Annotated in this window: 21 protein-coding genes and 3 pseudogenes; 5 read left to right on the forward strand and 19 right to left on the reverse strand. The window is 71.0% G+C overall.

Annotated elements, in window-relative coordinates; genetic code table 11:
- From ACLEQD_RS13035 to ACLEQD_RS13125, 19 genes and pseudogenes are all read right to left on the reverse strand, one after another.
- A partial coding sequence (locus ACLEQD_RS13035) for a chemotaxis protein CheW (protein WP_410384026.1) occupies positions 1-875 on the reverse strand: 875 nt, incomplete at its 3' end.
- Between the two features lie 34 nt (positions 876-909).
- Positions 910-3,154, reverse strand: a pseudogene (locus ACLEQD_RS13040) (chemotaxis protein CheA).
- Positions 3,151-3,525, reverse strand: a complete 375-nt coding sequence (locus ACLEQD_RS13045) for a response regulator (protein ID WP_120525327.1) — start codon at positions 3,523-3,525, stop codon at positions 3,151-3,153. Before ACLEQD_RS13045 ends, ACLEQD_RS13040 begins: the two are co-directional and overlap by 4 nt.
- A gap of 54 nt (positions 3,526-3,579) precedes the next feature.
- On the reverse strand, positions 3,580-4,071 hold the full coding sequence (locus ACLEQD_RS13050) for a M17 family peptidase N-terminal domain-containing protein (RefSeq protein ID WP_410384028.1): 492 nt from the start codon (positions 4,069-4,071) through the stop codon (positions 3,580-3,582).
- On the reverse strand, positions 4,068-4,493 hold the full coding sequence (gene nusB, locus ACLEQD_RS13055; RefSeq protein WP_338270415.1) for a transcription antitermination factor NusB: 426 nt from the start codon (positions 4,491-4,493) through the stop codon (positions 4,068-4,070). The genes ACLEQD_RS13050 and nusB overlap by 4 nt, the downstream gene beginning before the upstream one ends.
- A 5-nt stretch (positions 4,494-4,498) precedes the next feature.
- Positions 4,499-4,999, reverse strand: a complete 501-nt coding sequence (gene ribE, locus ACLEQD_RS13060) for a 6,7-dimethyl-8-ribityllumazine synthase (protein WP_171418610.1) — start codon at positions 4,997-4,999, stop codon at positions 4,499-4,501.
- Positions 5,000-5,026: 27 nt separating this feature from the next.
- Positions 5,027-5,692, reverse strand: coding sequence for a riboflavin synthase (locus ACLEQD_RS13065; protein ID WP_410384030.1), 666 nt, complete (start codon positions 5,690-5,692; stop codon positions 5,027-5,029).
- Positions 5,693-5,734: 42 nt separating this feature from the next.
- A complete protein-coding gene (gene ribD, locus ACLEQD_RS13070) occupies positions 5,735-6,898 on the reverse strand; it encodes a bifunctional diaminohydroxyphosphoribosylaminopyrimidine deaminase/5-amino-6-(5-phosphoribosylamino)uracil reductase RibD (RefSeq protein ID WP_410384032.1) in 1,164 nt (387 codons plus the stop codon).
- Positions 6,899-6,908: 10 nt separating this feature from the next.
- Positions 6,909-7,412 (reverse strand): transcriptional regulator NrdR, encoded by a 504-nt coding sequence (gene nrdR / locus ACLEQD_RS13075; RefSeq protein WP_120556172.1) that lies wholly within the window; start codon positions 7,410-7,412, stop codon positions 6,909-6,911.
- A gap of 7 nt (positions 7,413-7,419) precedes the next feature.
- Positions 7,420-8,676, reverse strand: coding sequence for a serine hydroxymethyltransferase (glyA, locus tag ACLEQD_RS13080; RefSeq protein ID WP_120525334.1), 1,257 nt, complete (start codon positions 8,674-8,676; stop codon positions 7,420-7,422).
- 59 nt (positions 8,677-8,735) lie between these two features.
- Complete coding sequence (gene rpiB / locus ACLEQD_RS13085; protein ID WP_410384033.1) at positions 8,736-9,182, reverse strand: ribose 5-phosphate isomerase B; 447 nt, start codon at positions 9,180-9,182, stop codon at positions 8,736-8,738.
- A gap of 101 nt (positions 9,183-9,283) precedes the next feature.
- Positions 9,284-10,540 (reverse strand): beta-ketoacyl-ACP synthase II, encoded by a 1,257-nt coding sequence (gene fabF, locus ACLEQD_RS13090; RefSeq protein WP_410384035.1) that lies wholly within the window; start codon positions 10,538-10,540, stop codon positions 9,284-9,286.
- Positions 10,541-10,628: 88 nt separating this feature from the next.
- Complete coding sequence (acpP, locus tag ACLEQD_RS13095) at positions 10,629-10,874, reverse strand: acyl carrier protein (RefSeq protein ID WP_120604160.1); 246 nt, start codon at positions 10,872-10,874, stop codon at positions 10,629-10,631.
- Positions 10,875-10,979: 105 nt separating this feature from the next.
- Entirely contained in the window at positions 10,980-11,732 is a 753-nt protein-coding gene (fabG, locus tag ACLEQD_RS13100; protein ID WP_410384037.1) for a 3-oxoacyl-[acyl-carrier-protein] reductase, read from the reverse strand.
- Positions 11,729-12,665, reverse strand: a pseudogene (gene fabD / locus ACLEQD_RS13105) (ACP S-malonyltransferase). Before fabD ends, fabG begins: the two are co-directional and overlap by 4 nt.
- A 28-nt stretch (positions 12,666-12,693) precedes the next feature.
- Positions 12,694-13,695 (reverse strand): beta-ketoacyl-ACP synthase III, encoded by a 1,002-nt coding sequence (locus ACLEQD_RS13110; RefSeq protein WP_410384038.1) that lies wholly within the window; start codon positions 13,693-13,695, stop codon positions 12,694-12,696.
- Positions 13,696-13,740: 45 nt separating this feature from the next.
- A pseudogene (gene plsX / locus ACLEQD_RS13115) lies at positions 13,741-14,801 on the reverse strand (phosphate acyltransferase PlsX).
- A 20-nt stretch (positions 14,802-14,821) separates the two neighbouring features.
- A complete protein-coding gene (rpmF, locus tag ACLEQD_RS13120) occupies positions 14,822-15,010 on the reverse strand; it encodes a 50S ribosomal protein L32 (protein WP_014395447.1) in 189 nt (62 codons plus the stop codon).
- 58 nt (positions 15,011-15,068) lie between these two features.
- On the reverse strand, positions 15,069-15,668 hold the full coding sequence (locus ACLEQD_RS13125; protein WP_410384041.1) for a YceD family protein: 600 nt from the start codon (positions 15,666-15,668) through the stop codon (positions 15,069-15,071).
- Between the two features lie 128 nt (positions 15,669-15,796).
- On the opposite strand from ACLEQD_RS13125, the gene ACLEQD_RS13130 reads away from it, so the two are divergent.
- The 5 genes from ACLEQD_RS13130 to ACLEQD_RS13150 form a co-directional block, all read left to right on the forward strand.
- Positions 15,797-16,726 (forward strand): hypothetical protein, encoded by a 930-nt coding sequence (locus ACLEQD_RS13130; protein WP_410384043.1) that lies wholly within the window; start codon positions 15,797-15,799, stop codon positions 16,724-16,726.
- Positions 16,723-17,220 carry a hypothetical protein gene (locus ACLEQD_RS13135; RefSeq protein WP_410384045.1) on the forward strand — a complete coding sequence of 166 codons (498 nt, stop codon included), beginning with the start codon at positions 16,723-16,725 and terminating at the stop codon, positions 17,218-17,220. The genes ACLEQD_RS13130 and ACLEQD_RS13135 overlap by 4 nt, the downstream gene beginning before the upstream one ends.
- A 133-nt stretch (positions 17,221-17,353) precedes the next feature.
- Complete coding sequence (locus ACLEQD_RS13140) at positions 17,354-18,034, forward strand: winged helix-turn-helix domain-containing protein (RefSeq protein WP_171417531.1); 681 nt, start codon at positions 17,354-17,356, stop codon at positions 18,032-18,034.
- Positions 18,035-18,041: 7 nt separating this feature from the next.
- On the forward strand, positions 18,042-19,403 hold the full coding sequence (locus ACLEQD_RS13145; protein WP_338282447.1) for a sensor histidine kinase: 1,362 nt from the start codon (positions 18,042-18,044) through the stop codon (positions 19,401-19,403).
- A gap of 13 nt (positions 19,404-19,416) precedes the next feature.
- The coding region (locus ACLEQD_RS13150; RefSeq protein WP_410384048.1) for a metallophosphoesterase family protein at positions 19,417-20,184 on the forward strand (768 nt) is incomplete at its 3' end.

A 20,184-nucleotide genomic window follows, 5' to 3' on the forward strand; every position in this document is an offset into this window, starting at 1 on the left:
CGCGCGCCCAGCCGGCACACGAGCATCCGCGTGCGCCGCGTCTCCTGCGCGGGCTGGCCCAGCAGGCGCCGCCGCAGGTCCACCACCGGGAGCATCGCGCCGCGCAGGTGCAGCACGCCCTCCACGAAGGCGGGCGCGTGCGGAATGGGAATCACGCGCTGGGGCGGGAGGATCTCCTCCACGCGCATGATGTCCAGCACGTACTCCTCGTTGCCCACGAAGAAGGCGCACAGCTGCACCTCCGCTTCGGCCACCGGCGCGTCGCCGGGCGCGTCGCCGCGCGGGCGGCGGGTCAGCAGGTTCACGGGGTCCGTCATGGGGCGAGCGCCTGCTCCGGATCCAACAGGATGTAGAGCTGCGAGCCCTTGCGCCCCAGCCCCGCCACGCAGTCGCGGTCCCCGCGCAGCCCCGCGGGCGACAGCTCCACCATGGACGGCTTGAGCCGCACCACGCCCGCCACCGAGTCCACCCACACGCCCGCGGCCCGTCGTCCATCTTGAGCACGAGGATGCGCGCGGCCCGGGGCGGCAGGCCCGCGTCCGCCCCGCCACCAGCGGGGGCGCCTCCGCCAGCCGCAGCCGCAGCTTCACGTCGTAGACGGGCAGCAGCTCCCCGCGCAGGTTCATCACGCCCAAGAGGTGCGGCTCCGCGCGCGGAATCTCCGTGAGCAGCGGCACCTTGCAGATCTCCCTCACCGCGAGGATGGGCACCGCGTAGCACTCGGATTCCAGGCGGAAGGCGAGGTACTCGACCGGCTCCTCCTCCAGGAGCGGCGGCGCCAGGTCGTCACTGCCCGCGGCGAAGTCCAGCAGGCCGCCGACGTCCTCGTCCGGGCGGTAGAAGAACGCGTCGAGCAGGGCTTCGAAACGGGACACGGCCGGGAGGATAGCAGCCCCCGGCGCGGGCGCCTCAAGCGCGGCGCCGCTCGTGCGCGATGCCCTCTTCCAGGAGTTCCGCGACATCCAGCACCAGGACGGTGCGCCGGTTGCCCAGGTCGGTGGCGCCAGAGATGCCCTTCACGCGGCTCAGGCGGCCGCCCAGGGGCTTGGTGACGATGTCCTGCTGGCCGAACAGCTCGTCCACCGCGATGCCCAGCCGCTGCTGCGCCAAGCCCACCACGACGACGAAGTGGCGGTTCACCTCGCGCTCCGGCAGGTGGAACAGGCGCCCCAGCCGCAGGAACGGCAGCGTCTGGCCGCGCAGGTCCAGCACCTCGCGGCGCTCCACGGTGCGGATGTCGCTCGGCTGCACGGAGAGGATTTCCAGCACGCTGTTGAGCGGCACCGCGTAGGTGCGGCCGCTGACGCCCACCACCAGCGCGCGCACGATGGCCAGCGTCACCGGCAGCGTCAGGTGGAAGGCCGTGCCCTTCCCGCGCTCGCTCCACACGTCGATGATGCCGGAGAGGTTGCCCAGGTTGTTCTTCACCACGTCCAGGCCCACGCCCCGTCCGGAGAGCGAGCTGACGCTGGAGCGCGTGGAGAAGCCCGGCAGGAAGATGAGGTTGAGCAGCTCGCGCCGCGTCATCTCGCTGACCTGCGACGGGGTGACGAGCCCGCGCGCGAGCGCCACCTCGCGCACGCGCACCTCGTCGATGCCGGAGCCGTCGTCGGACACGCTGATGACGACGTGGTTGCCCTTCTGCTCCGCGCGCAGCCGCACCACCGCGCGCCGGGGCTTGCCCGCACCGAGCCGCGCCTCCGGCCCCTCCGCGCCATGGTCGATGGCGTTGCGGATGAGGTGCATCAGCGGGTCGCTGAGCTCCTCGACGATGAGCTTGTCCAGCTCCACCTCGCCGCCGGAGCTGACGAAGTCGATCTCCTTGCCGGCCTCGCGGGCGATCTTGCGCACCAGCCGCGCCAGCTTGTCGAAGACCTGGCCCACCGGGACCATGCGCGCTTCGAGCAGCCCCTCCTGGAGCGCCTCCAGCTTGCGCTCCAGCTGCCGCGTCTCTCGCGACAGCTCCTGGCCGAAGAGCTTGGACAGCGCGACCGTCCCGTCCTGCCGCGACGTCTCCGCCAGCCGCTGGAGGTTCGCCTTGATGAGCAGCAGCTCACCCACCATGTTGATGAGCCCGTCCAGCCGCCCGATGTCCACGCGCACCGTCTGCGTGAGCGAGCGCAGGGACGTCTCTTCCGGCTTGGGGCGGCCCGCGGGGATGGCGCGGACGCGGCGGCCTGGAGCCCGACCACCGTGGGCGGAGGCGACACCGCCCGCATGCGCGGAGGGCTCCCCCCGGAATCGCCGGCACGGTCGCGAGGCTGGTGGACGTCACGGGCGGCTCGGAGTCCTCGTCGGAGTCCTCCTCGTCGGTGTCCGCGAGCAGGACCTCCGCGTCGGCCTCTTCACGTCGGGGAGCCGGCGGAGGTACGTCGGACGCGGGCCCCGCCGCACCCTCCCCCGGCTGGCGCACGGACAGCGGCGCCAGCTCCGCGGGCGTGCCCCGGAGGCCGTCCTCCAGCGCCCGCGCGCCGACCTTCGCGCCGAAGATGAGGTCGAACGCGATGCCGTTGGCGCCGCCCGGCCGCGACGAGGGCAGCGTGCTGATGACCTCGCCCAGGGGCTTGAGGCGCGCGTTCAGGTCCGCGAGCCCCTGGTCGAAGTCCGTGAGGTCGAACGCCGCGCGCACCCGCCACAGGGCCACCCCGCGCCGCACGTTCTCGCGCAGCCGGTGCTCCTCGTACTCGGTGAAGACGGCGCGCACGGTCGCGTCCAGCTCCAGCCGCTCCAGCGGATCCTCTTCCACGGCGGGCGGAGGCGAGCCCAGCCGCGCCATCCGGTCCTCCATGGCCCGGGTGCGCTGGGTGAGCTCCTGGCCCTCCTCGCTGCGGGACGCCTCCCCGAGCAGCGCCTGGAAGGTGTCCAGCGCGTCCACCAGCGTGTCCAGGACGCCGTCGTCCAGCGTCAGCCGGCCCAGCCGCAGCCGGTCCAGCAGGTCCTCCGCCGCGTGCGCCAGCTGGCTGATGCGCTCCTGGCCGAAGAGGCCGGACAGCCCCTTGAGCGAGTGCGCCGCGCGGAAGATGCCGTTGAGGTGCTCCGGGTCCGCCTCCTGCCCGCGCGCCTCGTCCAGCGCCAGCAGGTCGCGGCCCAGCGCATCCAGGATTTCCGTGGCCTCGGCGACGAACTCCGCCAGCGCCTTGCCTCCAGGCGTCACAGCGGCTTCAGGAAGCGCCGCAGGAGCGCCTCCAGGTCCTCCGGCTGGAACGGCTTCACCAGGTAGCCGGCCGCGCCCAGCGCCATGCCCCGCGAGCGGTCCTGCTCACGCCCCTCGGTGGTGACGATGATGAGCGGCACGTCCCGGTAGTTGGGGTTCTTCTTGACGAAGTTGATGAGCTCCAGCCCGTTGATGTCGGGCATGTTGATGTCGGTGATGATGAGGTCGAAGCGCTGGCGGGGCAGCAGCTTCAGCGCCTCGAAGCCGCTGGCGGTGGTGACGGCCTCGACGCCGTCCACGGCCTCCACGGTCGCGGCGATGTGCTCGCGCGACACCTTGGAGTCCTCGACGATCAACACCTTGAACTTCATCGCGCGCGCCTCAGGGCCCGGATGCTAGCAGAACCCCCGCCCGGACGCTGCGCGTCAGCCCTTCCGGGATGACAGCGATCCGACAAGCCCCTTGTCCGCGAGGAGGGACACCCGTCCCCCCTTGAACGCGGGCAGGAACTGCCGCTGGTACGCCTCCGCGCGGGCCGCGTCACTCAAGCCAGCCCCCTGGGGGACCTCCAGGGCCACCGCCTCCACCTTCGCGCGGCTCAAGACCTTGGCCGCGCCCGCCAGGGCCTCCCCCAGCGAGGCCGCGTCCAGGCGCTTCCGGGAGCCCAGCCCCACCACGAAGATGCGCGGCACGGTCAGCTTCCCGTCCGACGGCAGCAGGAGCCAGTCGTCCTTCACGCCGGTGAAGAAGCCGCCCTGGAGCACGCGGGACAGGGCGCCGCACAGCCGCCAGTCCACGTAGCCGGCGGAGGACGGCAGGGGGCGGTCGTCCTCGGCCACGAAGAGGCAGAGGGCGTCCACCCCGTTCAGCGCGTCCAGGCCCTCCAGGCCCACGTCCAGGGTCTGCGTCTGGCTCACGGCTTCCCGAGCGCCACCGCGACGCGGTCCAACAGGCCGTTGACGAAGGCGCTCGACTCCTCGGTGCCGAAGTTCTTCCCCAGCTCCACCGCCTCGTTGATGGTCACCTTGCGGGGGATGTCCGGGCGGTACTTCAATTCGAAGATGCCCAGGCGGAGCACGTTCCGGTCGATGCGGGACATGCGGTCCAGGCGCCAGTTGTGGCTGTGGCGTTCGATGAGCGCGTCGATTTCGTCGCGGTTCACCTCCACGCCCTCCACCAGCTCCTTGGCGAACTTCACCGCGTCCGGCTCCGGCTTGCCGTCCTCCGCGGAGGCGGCCCAGGCGGAGTCCAGGGCCTCCCGCGTGGTGGCGCCCTGGGTCATCTCCAACTGGTAGAGCGCCTGCAGCGCCCGCTCCCGTGCCGTTCTGCGCGCGCCCATCGCGGTTATCCCTTTCGCTCAGCGCCCGGCATGCGAGCGAAGAGGTTGACCATCTCGATGCAGGCCACGGCGGCCTCCGCGCCCTTGTTGCCCGCCTTCACGCCCGCCCGGTCGATGGCCTGCTCGACGGTATCGCACGTCAGGACGCCGAACGTCACCGACGCCGGCTTCGGGCCGGCCGCCGCGCTGAACGCCACCGAACCAATGCCCTTGGCGCACTCGCCCGCCACGTAGTCGAAGTGGGGGGTGCCGCCGCGAATCACCGCGCCCAGGACGATGATGCCCGCGTACTGACCGCTCTCCGACACGCGGCGGGTGACGCCCGGCAGCTCGTAGGTGCCGGGGCAGCGGTACACGTCGATGGCGTCGTCCTTCACGCCATGGCGTACCAGGGTGTCCACGGCGCCCTTCAAGAGCTCCTCCGTGATGAAGCTGTTGAACCGGGACACGCAGATGGCGAACCGGCCCTGGGGGGGGAGGAAATCCCCTTCGAAATAGCGAGGCATGGCGCGCTCCTTACACCACCCGAGCCCCTAGCCGCGAGGGGTGAAACCCGCCGCCCGCACCACCGCCTCCGTCAGGCCCGCTCCCTGGCCGGCCGCCTCGGGGGCGCCCCGGAGGGCATACAGCCGGGCCACGTACTTCCCAATCAGGTCCCCCTCCAGGTTCACCTGGGCCCCGGGGCCCTTGCCGTGGAGCGTGGTGCGCGCCTGCGTCTCCGGAATCAGCTGCACCCGGAAGGTGCTGGCATCCACCGCGTTCACCGTGAGGCTGATGCCGTCGATGGTGACGGAGCCCTTCTCGATGAAGCAGGGCGCCAGCTCCGGGGGCAGCCGGAACACCATCACCCACGAGCCGCCCTCCGCGAACGTCTCCAGCACTTCGCTGACGGCGTCCACGTGGCCCGACACCAGGTGCCCGCCCAGCCGGTCTCCCAGGGCGAGCGCCCGCTCCAGGTTCACCCGGTCGCCCGTGCGCCGGGCCCCCAGGGTGGTGCGCCGCAGCGTCTCCGGGGCCGCCTGCACGCGGAAGGTGTCCCCGCCCTTCTCCACCACCGTGAGGCACGCGCCGTCCACGGCGATGGATTCGCCCAGGGCGAAGGCCTCCGCGCCCAGCGAGGTGCGAATCCAGAAGTCGGTCATCGCGCCGGAGGTGACGCGGGTGATGGTGCCAGTGTCCTGGATGAGGCCGGTGAACATGACCGGGACTTATAACGAAAGCCCCGGCGGGACGCTGGCCTGTCAGAGCAGGGCGCGCAGGAGGACGTCGTCCCCCACCTTCTCCATCGTCAGGTCCTTCACGGCCAGGGCGTGGGCCATGTCCTTCACGCCCAGCTCGCCCGCCCACGACAGGCCCCCCGCCCCCACCAGCTTGGGGGCGAGGAACAGGGCGAGCGCATCCGCCAGGTGCTCGCGCAGCAGCGTGCCGTACAGGCCCGCGCCGCCCTCCACGAGCACGTGGTTGAGGCCCTCCTTCTTCACGCGCTTCAGGACGGCCTTCAGGTCCACGCGGTCCTGCTTCGCGCGCACGTTCCACACCTCCACGCCCTGGGCCAGGAAGCGCCGGGCGCGGCGGCCCTCCGGGTCCTCCAGCGTGGCCACCACGGTGCGCGCGGGGCTGCGCAGGTTGAAGACGGTGTGGCCCGGGGACAGCTTGAGGTGCGAGTCCACCACCACGCGCACGGGGTCCTTGCCCCCGCCGCCGGGCAGCCGCGTCGTCAGCTGCGGGTCGTCCATGCGCACGGTGTTGGCACCCACGAGGATGGCGTCCACCTGGTCGCGCAGCCGGTGCACCCACGCGCGCGACGCCTCGCCCGTCACCCAGCGCGAGTCACCCGACGGCGCGGCGAGCTTCCCGTCCAGCGTCACGGCGGCCTTGAGCGTCACCCAGGGCAGGCCCGTGCGCATCATCTTGAAGAAGGGCCGGTTGAGCGCGTCCGCCTCGTCCTTGAGGACGTGCGTCACCACCGCCACGCCGCCGCGCTTGAGCCGGTTGAGGCCCTTGCCGGAGACGAGCGGGTTGGGGTCCGACGACGCGCTGAACACGCGCCGCACGCCGGCCTCCAGCACCGCCAGGCTGCACGGCGGGGTGCGCCCGTAGTGGTCGCACGGCTCCAGCGTCGTGTAGAGGTCCGCGCCGCGCGCCTTGGAGCCCGCGGCCTCCAGCGCCACGACTTCCGCGTGCGCCGTGCCGGCCTTCTTGTGGTGGCCGCGCGCGATGATGCGCCCGCCCTTCACCAGCACCGCCCCCACGACGGGGTTGGGGCTGGTGCGGCCCAGCCCCTTGGCGGCCTCCTCCAGCGCGATGCGCATGAAGAACTCGGCCACCGCGTGGTCGAAGTCCGCCGCGCGCTTGGAGCGGGGCGTCTTCACCGCCTGCAACCGTGACCGCGTGAGCAAGCGCATACCGCCCTTCCTAACCGTCCTTGGGCGGAGTCACAGGCGGCTTCGCCTTGCGCTCACGCTCCTGGTCCTCGAGCAGGTCCTTCAGCTCGTGCATGAACTCGGAGATGTCCCGGAAGCTGCGGTACACGGACGCGAAGCGCACGTAGGCCACTTCGTCCAGCTGCTGTAACCGCCGCATCACGTGCTCGCCAATGGATGAGGAGGGCACCTCCTTCTCACCCATCCCCTGGAGCATCCGCTCGATGTCCTCCACCGTCGCCTCCAGCTGCGCGGCGGACACCGGGCGCTTCTCACACGCCTTCTTCAGGCCGTTGAGCATCTTCTCGCGGTCGAAGGCCTCGCGCCGGCCGTCCTTCTTCACGATGAGCGGGTAGAGCTCCTCCACCCGCTCGTACGTGGTGAAGCGGCGCTTGCAGGCCAGGCACTCGCGGCGCCGCCGGATGACGGAGCCCTCGTGCGACTCGCGCGAGTCGATGACCTTGTTCTCCGGGTCCTGACAGAAGGGGCAGCGCACGGGCGGCTTACTTCAACCGCGAGGCGTACAGCGGGAAGCCCTGCGCCAGCTCCTTGACCTGCCCCTTGACCCGCGCGAGCGCCGCGTCGTCCTGCGCGGCGTCCAGCGCCTGCCCGATGAGCCGGCCCACCACCGCCATCTCCGCCTCGCGCATGCCGCGCGTGGTGATGGCCGGGGTGCCCACCCGGACGCCGGAGGTCGTCGTGGGCTTCTCCGGGTCGAAGGGGATCATGTTCTTGTTGACCGTGATGCCCGCCTTGCCCAGCACGTCCTCGGCCACCTTGCCGGTGAGCTTCTTGGCGCGCAGGTCCACCAGCATCAGGTGGTTGTCCGTGCCGCCCGAGCACAGCCGCAGCCCCGCGCTCTTCAGCGCCTCCGCCAGCGCCTGCGCGTTGGCGACAATCTGCTTCTGGTAGGCCTTGAACTCCGGCGTCAGCGCTTCCTTGAAGGCCACCGCCTTGCCCGCGATGGCGTGCATCAGCGGGCCGCCCTGGATGCCGGGGAAGATCTGGCTGTTGATGGTCTTCGCGAAGGCCTCGCGCGACAGCACCATGCCGCCACGCGGGCCGCGCAGCGTCTTGTGCGTGGTGGTGGTGACGATTTCAGCGAAGGGCACCGGCGACGGGTGCACGCCCGCGGCCACCAGGCCCGCGATGTGGGCCATGTCCACCAGCATGGCGGCGCCCACCTTGTCGGCGATCTCCCGGAACTTCGCGAAGTCGAGCGTGCGCGGGTACGCGCTCGCGCCCACCACCAGCACCTTGGGCTTGTGCTCCAGGGCCAGCGACTCCACCTGCGCGAAGTCGATGGTCTCCGTGTCGCGCGACAGGCCGTAGTGGACGACCTTGTAGAGCTTGCCGGAGAAGTTGAACGACGCGCCGTGGGTGAGGTGGCCGCCGGAGTTCAAGTCCAGCGACAGCATGGTGTCGCCCGGCTTCATCAGCGCCATGAAGGCGCCCATGTTGGCCTGGCTGCCGGAGTGCGCCTGCACGTTCACCGCGTCCGCGCCGAACAGCTCCTTCGCGCGCGCGATGGCCAGGTTCTCCGCCACGTCCACCACCTCGCAGCCGCCGTAGTAGCGCTTGCCGGGGTAGCCTTCCGCGTACTTGTTGGTGAGCACGGAGCCCACCGCCTCCATCACCGCGGGGCTGACGAAGTTCTCCGAGGCGATGAGCTCCAGCCCCTCTTCCTGACGCTCCGTCTCGTGCCGGAGCACCTGGGCGATTTCAGGATCCACCTGGGACAGCGTGCGGGTGTTCTCCATGGGGGTTGCCTCCTGGCGTGCGAACGAAGGGGACTGCGAAGGGACGCCTCGACGGCCCGTCAGCGCTGCTGGGCCTCGACGTCGCGAATCTTCTGGACGCGCTTCTCGTGGCGGCCGCCCTCGAAGGCGGTGGAGAGGAAGGCCTCCAGGATGCCGCGCGCGACGCCCGCGCCCACCACGCGCTGGCCCAGGCACAGCACGTTGGCGTCGTTGTGCGCGCGGGTCATCCGCGCCTCGAACTCCGTGGTGCACAGGGCCGCGCGGACGCCCCGGTGCTTGTTGGCCACGATGCTCATCCCGATGCCGGTGCCGCACACCAGCACGCCCAGCGTGCCGGCCTCCGCCCCCACCGCGCGGGCCACCTGCGAGGCGAAGTCCGGGTAGTCCACGGACTCGCGCGTCTGGGGGCCCAGGTCCTGGAAGTCGGTGCCGCGCTCCTTCAGGAGCGCCACCAGCTCCTGGCGCAGCTCGATGCCCGCATGGTCGGAGGCGAGGATGACTTTCACGGCCGGACTCCGGAAGGCGGGGCCCGCGCCTTGAGGGCGGGGCCAGGAAGGAGGGCCCCTGCCCGCCGCTCCTTTTCAGGGAGCAGCGGGCCGGAAGGCCGTCAGGTGAAGCGCTTGAAGACGAGCACCGCGTTGGTGCCGCCAAAGCCGAACGAGTTGCTCATCACCGCGTCGACGCGGGCCTCGCGCGCCGTGTTGGGCACGTAGTCCAGGTCGCAGTCGGGGTCCGGCGACGTCATGTTGATGGTGGGCGGCAGCACGTTCTTGGTGAGCACCTGCACGCTCACCACCGCCTCCGCGCCACCCGCCGCGCCGAGCATGTGGCCCGTCATGGACTTGGTGGACGACACCGCCAGCTTGCGCGCGTGGTCGCCGAACACGGCCTTGAGGGCCTTGGTCTCGTTGGCGTCGTTGAACGGCGTGGACGTGCCGTGGGCGTTGACGTAGCCCACCTCGTCCGGCCGCATGCCCGCGGACGCCAGGGCCAGGCGCATGCAGCGCGCCGCGCCCTCGCCCTCCGGGGCCGGCTGGGTGACGTGGTACGCGTCCGAGTTGGCGCCGTACCCCACCACCTCCGCCAGGATGTTGGCGCCGCGCTTCTTCGCGGCCTCCATCTCCTCCAGCACGACGATGCCCGCGCCCTCGCCCATCACGAAGCCGTCGCGCTCCTTGTCGAAGGGACGGCTGGCGCCCGCCGGGTCGTCGTTGCGCGTGGACAGGGCCTTCATCACGGAGAAGCCGCCCATGCCCAGGGGCGTAATGGCCGCTTCCGCGCCGCCCGCGATGGCCGCGTCCGTCTCACCCAGGCGGATGGACTTCCAGGCCTCGCCGATGGCGTGCGCGCTGGTGGCGCACGCCGACACCGGGGACCAGTTGGGGCCCTTGCAGTTGTAGCGCATGGAGATGAGCCCAGGCGCCATGTTGATGATCATCTGGATGATGAAGAAGGGCGACAGCCGGTCGAACCCCTTCTCCAGCCCCTTGCGGTGCTGCTCCTCCAGGGAGGAGATGCCCCCGATGCCGGAGCCCACGATGACGCCCACGCGCTCCGGCTGGTAGCCATGGGGCGCGTCCGGGCCGATGGGCAGGCCGGACTCCTTCACCGCCATGTCGGCCGCGGCCATCGCGTACTGGGCGAACAGGTCCATCCGGCGCACTTCGCGCCTGTCGATGAACTGCTCGGGCTGGAAGTCCTTCACCTCGCCCGCGATGCGCGCGTCGAGCTTCCCCAGATCGAAACGGGTGATCGTGCTGATGCCGGACTGCCCGGCCAGCATCGCCTGCCAGTTCTTCTCGGTGCCGGTGCCCAGCGCTGAAATGATGCCGGTGCCGGTGATGACGACTCGACGGTTTGACACTGTTCTTCTCCGCTGACCGCGATGGGGCGCGGAGCGCCGGTGAAGGACGCTCCCCTGAGGCCCCGACACTCCCGGGTGTCGCGACTGCCTACTTCTTGTGGGTCTTCACGTAGTTCACGGCGTCGCCGACGGTCTTGATGTTCTCCGCCTCGTCGTCCGGGATCTCGACCTCGAACTCCTCCTCCATCGCCATCACCAGCTCGACGATGTCGAGGCTGTCCGCGCCCAGGTCCTCGATGAAGGACGACTCAGGCTTGATCTCATCCTCACCCACCCCGAGCTGGTCGGCGATGATGGACTTGATCTTGGCTTCCACGTCGGTTGCGTTGGACATACGTGCAGAACCCTCCAGCTCCAGATGGGACCCGCCGTTTGTCTCGCGGGTCGTCTTCAAGGCGGGCGCGGTATATCCCACGCCCGGCGGCAATCCAACCTTGGCTTACATGTACATGCCGCCGTTGACCCTCAGGACCTCGCCGGTGATGTAGGACGCCGCATCACTCGCGAGGAACAACACGGCCCCGGCGACCTCCTCCGGGTTGCCCAGGCGGCCCAGCGCGATGCCGCCCACCATCTTCTGCCGCAGCTCGTCGTCGAGGTGGGAGGTCATGTCCGTCCCGATGAAACCGGGGGATACGGCATTGACGCGGATGCTCCGGCTGGCCAATTCCCGGGCCACCGACTTCGTCAGGCCGATAAGCCCCGCCTTGGCGGCCGAGTAGGCGGCCTGCCCCGGGTTGCCCATCTCCCCCACGACCGAGGTGATGTTGATGATGGCACCGGCCCGCTGCTTCATCATGGGCCGGCTGGCGGCGCGGATGAGCGCGAAGGCGCCCCGGAGGTTGGTGTCCAGCTGCCGGTCCCAGTCGTCGTCCTTGACGCGCATGACCAGGCCGTCAATGGCCATGCCCGCGTTGTTCACCAGCACGTCCAGCCGGCCGTGCGTCTTGACGACGCCGTCGATGGCGCCCGCGCACGCTGCGGTGTCCGCCAGGTCGAAGCGCACGGCCTCCGCCTTCGCGCCCGCCTGCTGCAGCAGGGCCACCGTCTCCTGCGCGGCGGCCTCGTTGCCCACGTAGCTGATGACCACGGTGGACGCGCCCGCCTTCGCGAAGGCCAGCGCGCACGCCCGGCCGATGCCGCGCGAGCCGCCCGTCACCAGCACCACCTTGTCCTTGAAGCCCTCGCTCATGCTGCCCCCAGCGCGGCGAGCACCTTCTCCAGGGTCGCGGCGTTCTCGACGTTGAACGACTCGATGTCCTTGGTGATGCGCTTGATGAGGCCGCCCAGCACCTTGCCCGGCCCCAGCTCCACCACGTGCGTGACGCCGTTGGCCTTGAGCGACTCCACGCACTCAATCCAGCGCACCGGCGCGCTCACCTGCTCCAGCAGCAGCGGCACCACCCGCGAGGCGTCCGCGTTGGGCCTGGCCTCCACGTTGCTCACCACCGGCACGGACGGCGCCTGGATGCGCATGCCCGCCAGCACCTCCGCCAGGCGGGGCTTCACGGGGTCCATCAGCGCGCAGTGGAAGGGCGCGGAGACGGGCAGCGGCATCACGCGCTTGGCCCCGGCCTCCTTGCACTTCGCGCCCGCGCGCTCCACCGCGGCCGCGTGGCCCGCGATGACCGTCTGCTCGGGGGAGTTGTAGTTCGCGGGTGAGACGACCTGGCCCTCCGCCGCGCGTCGCAGGCGGCCTTCACCGCGTCCGGGGTGAGGCCCAGCACCACCGCCATGCCGCCCGTGCCCACGGGCACCGCCTCCTGCATGAACGTGCCGCGCGCGCGCACGCCCGCACCGCGTCCTGGAGGTCCATCGCGCCCGCGGCCACCAGCGCGGAGTACTCGCCCAGCGAGTGGCCCGCGACGAACGCGGGGGCAGGTCCCCGCTTCTGGAACACCGCGTGCACCGCGGCCGACACCGTGAGGATGGCCGGCTGGGTGGTGGCGGTGAGCTTCAGCGCCTCTTCCGGGCCCTCGAAGCAGGTGGTGGAGAGCTTCTCGTGCAGCGCGTCGTCCACGGCGTCGAAGACGGCTCGCGCTTCGGGGAACTGCTCGTAGAGGTCCTTGCCCATCCCCACGGCCTGACTGCCCTGCCCGGGAAACACGAACGCGACCTTCGCCATGTTGCGGTCCTTCCTTGTGTCGTCCTGCCTACCAGCGCACCACCGCGCTGCCCCACGCCATCCCCGCGCCAATGGCCATCATCGCGATGATGTCTCCGCGCTTGAGGCGGCCAGCGCGCTGCGCCTCGTCCAGCGACATGGGCAGCGAGGCGGACGACGTGTTGCCGTACTTGTGCAGGTTGAGCCAGCATTTTTCCTTGGGAATCTCCAGCCGTTCCATCACGGCTTCCAGGATTCGCAGGTTCGCCTGATGGGCGATGACGTGGTCCACCTGCGTCGTAGTCATCCCGTGGACGCCCAACGAGGCCTGGGTGGACTCCACCAGCGCGCGCACCGCGAAGCGGAACACTTCCTTCCCGTTCATCTTGAGCTTGTGAAGATTTGCATCCACGTTGTCCGCGGTGACGGGGGTGCGGGAGCCGCCGGCGGGGATGCAGAGCAGGTTCGCGAGCTCGCCGTCGGTGCGCAGGTGGGTGGAGAGGATGCCGCGCGGCGCCATGGCGTCGCCCTCCGCGTCCGGCTCCGCGCCCAGCACCAGGGCGCCCGCGCCGTCCCCGAAGAGGACGCAGGTGTTGCGGTCCGTCCAGTCCACCGCGCGGGTGAGCAGGTCCGCGCCCACGACGAGCGCGCGCTTCACCTGGCCGGAGCGCACGAATTGATCCGCCACGCTCAGCGCGTACAGCCCTCCAGCGCACGCGGCGGACACGTCGAAGGCGAAGGCGCGCTTCGCGCCCAGCTTCGCCTGCACCAGCGCGGCGCACGACGGCATGGGCATGTCCGGGGTGACGGTGCCCACGACGATGAGGTCCAGGTCGCCGGGGGCCACGCCCGCCATCTCCAGCGCGTTGCGCGAGGCCTGCACCGCCAGGTCGCTCGTCGCCTCATCCGGGGCGGCCTGCCTGCGCTCCTGGATGCCGGTGCGCTCGCGGATCCACGCGTCGCTCGTGTCGACCAGGCGCTCCAGGTCGTGGTTGGTCAGGACCTGCGCGGGGGCATAGGAGCCGGTTCCGATGATGTGCGTGCGTGCCAAGAGGCCTCCGGAAGTCGTCGGAGTCCAACGCCCGGCCCGCGCGCTCTAATCGGCGCCTTCGCCCCCGTCCGCCTTCCTTCCCCGCTGGTGGGGAGGGAGCCAGGCGGCGGCGTTGGCAATGCAGCGCGTCAACTCTTCCTGCACGCCCGCGCGCACGTGCTGCAGCGTGGTGACGAGCGCGTTGTGGATGGCGCGGGGGGAGGAGCGGCCGTGCGCGACGATGCCCACGCCCTGGAGGCCCAGGAGCGGCGCGCCGCCATATTCGGCGTAGTCCATGACGCGGCGCAGCCCCGCCAGGGTGGGCTTGAGGAGCAGCGCGCCCAGCTTCTCCGGCAGGCCGCCGCGCTTCTCGATGGCGGAGCGCAGGAGGCCGGTGATGCCCATGCCCACGCCTTCAGAGGTCTTGAGGACGATGTTGCCGGTGAAGCCGTCCGTCACGACGACCTCCACGTCGCCGGAGAACAGGTCCTTGCCCTCCACGTAGCCCACGAACTCCAGGTCCGAGCGGCGCAGGAGGGCGCACGCGTCGCGCGTGAGCTGCGTGCCCTTGGACTCCTCCTCGCCGTTGGAGAGCACCGCCACCCGGGGGCGCTTCACGCCCAGGCGCGTGCGCGAGTACGCCTCGCCGAGCACGGCGAACTGGGCCAGGTGCGAGGGGCGGCAGTCCACGTTGGCGCCCGCGTCCAGGAGCAGGCAGCGGCCTTCGCCCTTGAGGGCCGGGAACAGGGCCGCGATGGCCGGACGCTCCACGCCGGGGATCCGGCCGAGCGTCAACATGCCACCGGCCATCACCGCGCCAGAGTTGCCCGCCGACACGAGGGCGGACGCCTCCCCTTGCCGGACGAGCTCGAAGCCCACCCGGAGCGAGGAGTCCCGCTTGCGCCGGAACGCAGCGGTGGCGGGGTCGTCCATCTCCACCACTTCGGACGCGTGGTGGAGATGCACGTTGGCGGGCGCGCGGCGCGCTCCAGGACGGGGCGTACACGCGTGGCGTCCCCGACCAGCACGAGTTCGTGCCCGGGAAACGCTCGCGCGAACAGCACGCCCCCTTCCACGACGGCGTCGGGGGCGTGGTCGCCACCCATCGCGTCGAGGACGAGCCGCACCGGCAGCCTTCCGCTCTCAACTACTCCGCGGCGGTCGCGATGACCTCACGGCCACCGTAGTTGCCACAGGCCGCGCAGGCGCGGTGCGGCATCACGGGCTCCTTGCACTTGGAGCACTTGATGACCTGGACGGGGGTCCGCAGGTTGTTGTTGCCGGCCCGACGACGGTCCCGGCGCATCTTCGACGTCCGCTTCTTGGGAACTCCCACGGCTCACCTCGGCATCGGACCCGTCCCCCCTCGCGCCTTGCGAGGGGCATAGGGACCGTCAGTTCAACTTGATGTTCTTCAGCGGCGACAGCCGAGGGTCCACGACCTTCGTCTCGCAGCCGCACTTCTTCTCATTGAGGTTCTGGCCGCACTGCGAGCAGAGCCCCTGGCAGTCTTCCCGACAGACCGCGTTCATCGGGAGCGCGAGCAATACCTGTTCCCGGATGATCGGATCCAGATCGATCGTCTTCCCATCGAAAACCTGCTCGTCCGCCTCGCCCAGCGCGAAGGTGCCCCCGGATTCACCCTGGGTGCGTTCCTTCTTCTCCATGGCCTTCTCGTCGTCGTCCTTGAAGTCATCGCCCCGGGCCAGGGACTCCGGCACCAGGTTGATGATGAAGGACACGGGGAGGTCCAGCTTCACGTCCGCGAGGCAGCGCTTGCAGGGCGCGCCCACGTGGACCGTGAAGCCGCCCGTCAGCAGCACGCCGCCACTGACCTTGCGCAGGGTGGCCTGGAGCGTCGACGGAGCGGTCGCCTGGAAGCCGGTGCCCTCACCGGACGCCTGGCCTTCCAGGGCCTCCTTGAGGACCCCTGGAGCGATGGGCTCATCGAGCTTCAGCCCCGCTTCTTTGATTTGTTCAATCTTTACGACCATCTACAAGGCTTCCCGGCAAAAGGGCGCGCAACATAGAGGGACTCCCCCCGTCAGTCAACACGCCGGGTTGGACTACCGCGCCGCGCCGCGTGGATCCCCTCAACACCGCTCTGGTAGCTTTCCATCTGATGCGCTTCCCCGCCCGACGTTCGCGGGGCGCACTCTGTGTCTGGGGGCTCGGGCTGGTGCTCGCCCTGCCGGCGCAGGCCCGTGCGCCCCTTCCCCCGTCCGCCCTCCTCTTCCAGCTCGGCCCGACGAGCCCCGCCATCGACGCGGCGAAGCGCCTGCTGGAGGCCGGCCGCTTCCAGGAGGCCCTGGACGTGGTGCGGGGTGGGCTGGACGCGCCCGACGTCACGGACGACGAGCTGGTGGAGCTCTACCGCCTGCAGGGGCTCACCGCCCTCTACCTGGGCGACGAGGCCCTGGCGCGCGGCGCGTACGAGAAGCTGCTCCAGGCCCGGCCGGACTTCGAGCTGCCCCGCTCCGCGCCGCCGAAGGTCCGCGACCTCTTCGCGAAGCTGAAGGAGGACCTGCGCCACCGCCGCGTCCACCCCGTCACCCTGCAGGTGGACCCCATCCCGGACCCGGCGCCGGGCGAGCGCGTCGAGGTGGACGCCACCCTCCGGGACATGGCGCTGGGTGCGCGGGCGCGGCTGTTCTACCGGCGCGCGGGGGCGCAGGGCTTCTCGTCGGTGGACTTCGTGCGCGACCGCGCCCGGCCGGAGCGCTACACCGCCGTGCTGCCCTCGTACGAGCTGCCCGTGGAGAGCACGCCCTATGAAGTGGAGTACTACTTCGAGGTCGTGGACGCGGCCGAGCGGCGGCTCGCCGGCCGCGGGGACCCGTTCCATCCCCTCCTCTTCCAGGTGGCGTCGCGGACCGCGCCCGCCACGGCCCTGACGGAGGGCTCCAGCCGCCCCTGGTACAAGAGCCCCTGGCTCTGGGTGGCCGTGGGCGCGGTGGCCATTGGCGGCACGGCCGGGGTGGTGGCCCTGTCCTCGTCGGAGGAGCGCGGCCGGGTGCCCATCACCATCCGCGTGGAGGACGCCGCGCCATGAGCGCCATGAGACACGCCCCCTTGTTGATGCTGACCCTCCTCTGCGGCTGCGGGCCGGACGCGGCGCCGGGGGCCCTGCCCCTGGGACTGGAGGTCACGCTCAGCCGCGCCGTCGCGAGCCAGGTGGGCGCCTACCAGGTGGTGGTGCTGAAGGACGGCGCGAAGCGCAACTGCACGGAGCTGCAGCGCACCTGTCTGGCCACGCAGGTGGACCCCGGCGACCTGCTGGAGCTGAAGGACGCGGACGGCAACACGGGGCGCACGCTGCGCTTCCCCTCCGCCCCCGGCGGCGCGGCCATGGGGCTCGCGGTGGACGTGCCGGTGGGCCGCGACTACGCGCTCGTCATTGAAGCGCTGACGGCCGACACGCCGACGCGCTTCCTGGGCAGCTCCTGCAACTACCTGCGCGAGGTGAACTCCGGCACCAACGCGACCCTGGTGGCCGCCCCCATCGAGCTGACCTTCCAGGCCTGCGACCCGGTGTTTCCGCGCTGAGCCCCGGGCGCTGGCGCCCCGCTCGGGAGGCGGGCGGGCATGGCGCGTGGATGTCACATGGTTGTCCCGAGCGCGGCGGAACGAATCTGTTACGGGACGCCACGCATTCCATCCCTTCGCGGGAGCACCCTTCATGGCGCGCATCCTCATCATCGAGGACGAGCAGGACCTGGCCGGACTCGTCGACTACAACCTCCGCGCGGCGGGCTTCGAGACGGACACGGCGAACACCGGCGCGGGCGGGCTTGCCCGGGCCCGGGCCCACCCTCCGGACCTGGTGCTGCTGGACCTGATGCTGCCGGACGTCGCGGGCGGTGAGGTCCTGCGCATGCTCAAGAGCGATTCGGAGCTGAAGAAGGCCGCCGTCGTCATCGTCAGCGCCAAGGGACAGGAGGCGGACCGCATCCAGGGCCTGGAGCTGGGCGCGGACGACTACGTGGTGAAGCCCTTCTCCGTGCGCGAGCTGCTGCTGCGCGTGAAGGCCGTGCTGCGCCGCGCGGACGCGGAGGAGGGTCCCGCCGCGGTGCTGGCCGCGGGCGACATCAGCCTGGACACGTCCCGCCACCAGGTGCGGGTGAAGGGCGAGGAGATCATCCTCACCGCGCTGGAGTTCCGCCTGCTGCGCACGCTGCTGGAGCGCAGCGACCGCGTGCAGACGCGCGAGGTGCTGCTGTCCGACGTCTGGGGCATCCAGGCTGAAATCCACACGCGCACCGTGGACACGCACATCAAGCGCCTGCGCGAGAAGCTGGGGCCCGCGGGCGACATCATCGAGACCGTGCGCGGCGTGGGCTACAAGCTCAGCCCTCCGTGAGGCCGTCATGCCCCTGCGCTTCACGCTCCTGGCGCTGCTGGTTCCCCCCCTCCTGGTCGCGACGCTGCTCGTGCTTTTCGGCCACCCGGCCGGCGCGCTCGCCGCGGGGCTCGTCACGCTGGCGGGCTCCGCGCTGGCGCTGGGCACGAGCCGCGTGGCCATGGAGCGCCAGCTTCGCGCGCTGACCCAGAAGACGCAGTCGCTGGCCGCGGGCGTGGACGTGGCGCCGCCCAAGGGCCTGGAGCGCACCGACGACCTGGCGCAGCTGGAGGACGCCATCGACACGCTGGACGACCAGCTGTCCATGCGCGCCGCCGCCCTCAACCAGGAGGCGCGCATCCTCACCGCCGTGCTGGACGGAATGGCTGAGGGGCTCTGGGTGACGGACGCGGAGGGCACCGTGGTGCGCCACAACGACGCGCTCGCGGAGATGCTCCGGCCCGCGCGCGGCGCCATCGTGGGCCAGCGGCCGCTCGCGCTCATCCGCAATGAAGCCCTCAACGACGCGGTGGCCCGCGCCTGCCATGAAGGCGCCTCCACGCGGCTGGAGCTGACGCTCGAGGGGCTGTACTCCCGCACGCTGGCCGTGCGCGTGACGCCCGTGGGGCGCGACCTGCCCGGCAGCGCCGCCGTCTTCCACGACGTCACGGAGCTGCGCCGGCTGGAGAAGGTGCGCAAGGACTTCGTGGCCAACGTCTCCCACGAGCTGCGCACGCCCATCACCGCCATCCGCGGCTACGCGGAGACGCTCCAGGGCGGCGCGCTCCAGGACACCCAGGTGGCCCCGAAGATGGTGGAGATCATCCACCGCCAGTCCGAGCGCCTCTCCGAGCTGGTGGAGGACCTGCTGGAGCTCTCCCGCCTGGAGGCGCGCGAGATGACCTTCCAGCGCACGGAGGTGCCCCTGGCCCTGGCCGTCTCCCGCGCCGCCGAAGGCGTGCGCCCCAAGGCCGAGGGCAAGAACCAGCAAATCGGGTTGCACGTGCCGCCAGGACTGGTGGCGCTGGGGGATGGGCGGGCCATCGAGCAGGTGCTCCTCAACCTGCTCGACAACGCGGTGAAGTACACGCCCGCGGGCGGCCGGGTGGACGTGGACGGAGCGTACGAGGGCGGCCGGTGCGTCGTGCGCGTGCGCGACACAGGCGTGGGAATCGAGCCCAAGCATCTTTCCCGGATTTTCGAGCGATTCTACCGGGTGGACAAGGGTCGCAGCCGGGACATGGGTGGGACGGGACTGGGCCTTTCCATCGTGAAGCACCTGATGGGCGCGATGGACGGCGAGGTGAAGGTGGAGAGCCAGCCGAACGCGGGCAGTACCTTTGTCATTTTTCTACCCTCGGCGGCTGGCCCGACGGCTGCGACGGGCTAGGATGGGGGCGGCCATGCGGGTCGCCATCCTCGCGGACATTCACGGAAACCTTCCGGCCTGCGAGGCCGTGCTGGACGACATCACCAAATCGGTGGCGCCGGATTACATCGTCGCGGCCGGAGACCTGGCGCTGCGCGGTGCCCACCCGCGCGAGACGGTGGAGCTGCTCTTCAGCCGCTGCCACGCGCTCATCATGGGCAACACGGACGCGTACCTCGCCGGCAACTACCTGGGCGGCGCGTACCGCGAGCGGGACCACTGGAAGACGGAGCTGTTGCGCTGGACGCGCGACCAGCTGGGCGACACGCTGCTCCAGCAGCTGGGACAGATGCCCTTCTCCCTGCGCTACACGCCGCGCAAGGGGCAGGACCTGTTCATCTGCCACGCGAACCCGCGCAACCTGGAAGAGTCGCTGGACCCCACGCTGGACGACCACGCGGTGCGCCGCTTCTTCACGCACCTGGACGCGGCCGCGTGCGCCTTCGGGCACCTGCACTTCCCCTACCGGCGGCGAGTGGGCCGGATGCTCATCGCGGACGTGGCCAGCGCGGGGATTCCCCGCGACGGCGACCTGCGCCCCGCCTACGGCGTCTTCACCTTCACCCCCAAGGGCTGGCGCGTGCAGATCCGCCGCGTGCGCTACCCGGTGCGCAAGGCCACCCAGGCGCTCACCGCGCGCCGCGTGCCCGGGGGGCCGCTGCTCATCCACAAGCTCGTGGAGGCGAGGTACCGCCACCACAACGCCCTGATGGAGGCCGCGCGGCGGCACTCGGGGCTGCCG

This window comes from Corallococcus sp. 4LFB (genome assembly GCF_046520365.1).
Lineage (GTDB): Bacteria > Myxococcota > Myxococcia > Myxococcales > Myxococcaceae > Corallococcus > Corallococcus caeni.

What these genes read in the sequence shown, in the direction of transcription:
- ACLEQD_RS13045 (WP_120525327.1), bottom strand. Translation starts at nt 3,525, where the DNA reads ATGAAGTTCAAGGTGTTGATCGTCGAGGACTCCAAGGTGTCGCGCGAG.
- nusB (WP_338270415.1), bottom strand. Translation starts at nt 4,493, where the DNA reads ATGGGCGCGCGCAGAACGGCACGGGAGCGGGCGCTGCAGGCGCTCTAC.
- ribE (WP_171418610.1), bottom strand. Translation starts at nt 4,999, where the DNA reads ATGCCTCGCTATTTCGAAGGGGATTTCCTCCCCCCCCAGGGCCGGTTC.
- ACLEQD_RS13065 (WP_410384030.1), bottom strand. Translation starts at nt 5,692, where the DNA reads ATGTTCACCGGCCTCATCCAGGACACTGGCACCATCACCCGCGTCACC.
- ribD (WP_410384032.1), bottom strand. Translation starts at nt 6,898, where the DNA reads ATGCGCTTGCTCACGCGGTCACGGTTGCAGGCGGTGAAGACGCCCCGC.
- glyA (WP_120525334.1), bottom strand. Translation starts at nt 8,676, where the DNA reads ATGGAGAACACCCGCACGCTGTCCCAGGTGGATCCTGAAATCGCCCAG.
- acpP (WP_120604160.1), bottom strand. Translation starts at nt 10,874, where the DNA reads ATGTCCAACGCAACCGACGTGGAAGCCAAGATCAAGTCCATCATCGCC.
- fabG (WP_410384037.1), bottom strand. Translation starts at nt 11,732, where the DNA reads ATGAGCGAGGGCTTCAAGGACAAGGTGGTGCTGGTGACGGGCGGCTCG.
- ACLEQD_RS13125 (WP_410384041.1), bottom strand. Translation starts at nt 15,668, where the DNA reads ATGGTCGTAAAGATTGAACAAATCAAAGAAGCGGGGCTGAAGCTCGAT.
- ACLEQD_RS13130 (WP_410384043.1), top strand. Translation starts at nt 15,797, where the DNA reads ATGCGCTTCCCCGCCCGACGTTCGCGGGGCGCACTCTGTGTCTGGGGG.
- ACLEQD_RS13135 (WP_410384045.1), top strand. Translation starts at nt 16,723, where the DNA reads ATGAGCGCCATGAGACACGCCCCCTTGTTGATGCTGACCCTCCTCTGC.
- ACLEQD_RS13140 (WP_171417531.1), top strand. Translation starts at nt 17,354, where the DNA reads ATGGCGCGCATCCTCATCATCGAGGACGAGCAGGACCTGGCCGGACTC.
- ACLEQD_RS13145 (WP_338282447.1), top strand. Translation starts at nt 18,042, where the DNA reads ATGCCCCTGCGCTTCACGCTCCTGGCGCTGCTGGTTCCCCCCCTCCTG.